This window comes from Brenneria roseae subsp. americana (genome assembly GCF_003115815.1).
Lineage (GTDB): Bacteria > Pseudomonadota > Gammaproteobacteria > Enterobacterales > Enterobacteriaceae > Brenneria > Brenneria roseae.
This window is the reverse complement of sequence record NZ_QDKJ01000041.1, coordinates 1-1,201: the sequence shown is the minus strand read 5'-3', so window position 1 is coordinate 1,201 and position 1,201 is coordinate 1. Positions and strand designations below refer to the sequence as shown.

Here is a 1,201-nt window from a genome sequence, read left to right as displayed (position 1 = left end):
GCAACCCTTCGTACTTCCAGCGACGCACCTGCACGCCCTGCGCGCGGGCAATATGTCGTTCCATCAGGCGGTCATGCTCGTCGTAGAAAAACCGCACCGCAGGCAGATGGTCGCGCTCAATGCCGCTCAACAGCCCGCGTGCATACGACAACGTAGGCGCGGACTGGGTAAGTGACAACGGGGAGTTAACTCTGGCGGGCGACTGGTTGACGCAGAGCGGGTTAGTCAGTCAGCCGTTAATCATTGACGTGCTGCCCGGTAAAATAACCATTCGGGCAGAACGGGGAAATATGCTGGCGTAATAATACTAACCGCTAAAAATAAAATAGCCGGAAAGATCATTAGATCACTTCCGGCCAATTAAGATTATACAGCGTTATAATAATCGTGTAGATCTTCGTCTTTATTTAAAACCACTTCTGTATCTTTCTTATAGATAAGAGAAAGCGTACCTTTGTTCTCCCCATCTTCAATGGCTCTAACACCATCTAATACACAGAAAAAACCAAACACTCCGTTATCTACAGAAAGTTTTATTATTTTATTTATTATTTCTTTTTCTTCATCCGTTCTTTCATTGTAATACTTTGACATTTCCAATAAATCTTTCCTCGGCCTCCTCCCTGGAGGAGACTTTAATATAGATTCAATGCCTTTAACCGATGACTCTGTAACAACTTTTTTTATAACATCAACAAACTGTTCAGCATTCATAAATTCACCTTCATTTTCTCGGTAGCTTTTTAAAAGCATCAGGGAACATTTCTTTATTTTTCTTTATCAATTCTTTTATAGAAGAAGCTGGAGCATTTGTATATTCCCGAAGATCTTTAATATCTTTTGCTAAAAGATCTCTGGCTGAACCACTATATGGCCCTTTCATAGTTGGAATCTCTCGATGCTCCACTTTAGGAATAGCAATAGATGGAGCAGTTTTAGGATCGTAGCCAGAAACAACTTGCTCAGCGGGATGTTTCTGCATAGCGTGATGTATATCCAATTCATCACCACTTACCGAACGATTTTTCAAATCGTTATAAGTACCGACCTCATATTCCTTAACTGGACACCCAGCCAACCCCAGCGGATCAACCCACTCCAGCGGATTGTGCACATACCCCTGAGGTCTTATCCCACCGGCCAGCCCTATCTGGTCAGGCGAAATATACTGCTGGATACCTTCTGCATCATAATAACGATG

At 43.0% G+C, this 1,201-nt stretch carries 3 protein-coding genes; 1 reads left to right on the top strand and 2 read right to left on the bottom strand.

Annotation, left to right across the window (positions count from 1 at the left end; all coding sequences use genetic code 11):
* Positions 1–119 precede the first annotated feature (119 nt).
* Positions 120–302 carry a SymE family type I addiction module toxin gene (locus B4923_RS20685; protein ID WP_342752584.1) on the top strand — a complete coding sequence of 61 codons (183 nt, stop codon included), beginning with the start codon at positions 120–122 and terminating at the stop codon, positions 300–302.
* A gap of 64 nt (positions 303–366) precedes the next feature.
* Here the strand turns inward: B4923_RS20685 and B4923_RS20680 are convergent, their stop codons facing one another.
* Together B4923_RS20680 and B4923_RS20675 are read right to left on the bottom strand one after the other, a co-directional pair.
* Entirely contained in the window at positions 367–714 is a 348-nt protein-coding gene (locus B4923_RS20680; protein ID WP_109491559.1) for a hypothetical protein, read from the bottom strand.
* Between the two features lie 10 nt (positions 715–724).
* A partial coding sequence (locus B4923_RS20675) for an RHS repeat-associated core domain-containing protein (protein ID WP_281261847.1) occupies positions 725–1,201 on the bottom strand: 477 nt, incomplete at its 5' end.

Excerpts from the sequence above, each read along its gene's own strand:
- B4923_RS20685 (WP_342752584.1), top strand. The coding sequence starts at position 120 with ATGCCGCTCAACAGCCCGCGTGCATACGACAACGTAGGCGCGGACTGG.
- B4923_RS20680 (WP_109491559.1), bottom strand. The coding sequence starts at position 714 with ATGAATGCTGAACAGTTTGTTGATGTTATAAAAAAAGTTGTTACAGAG.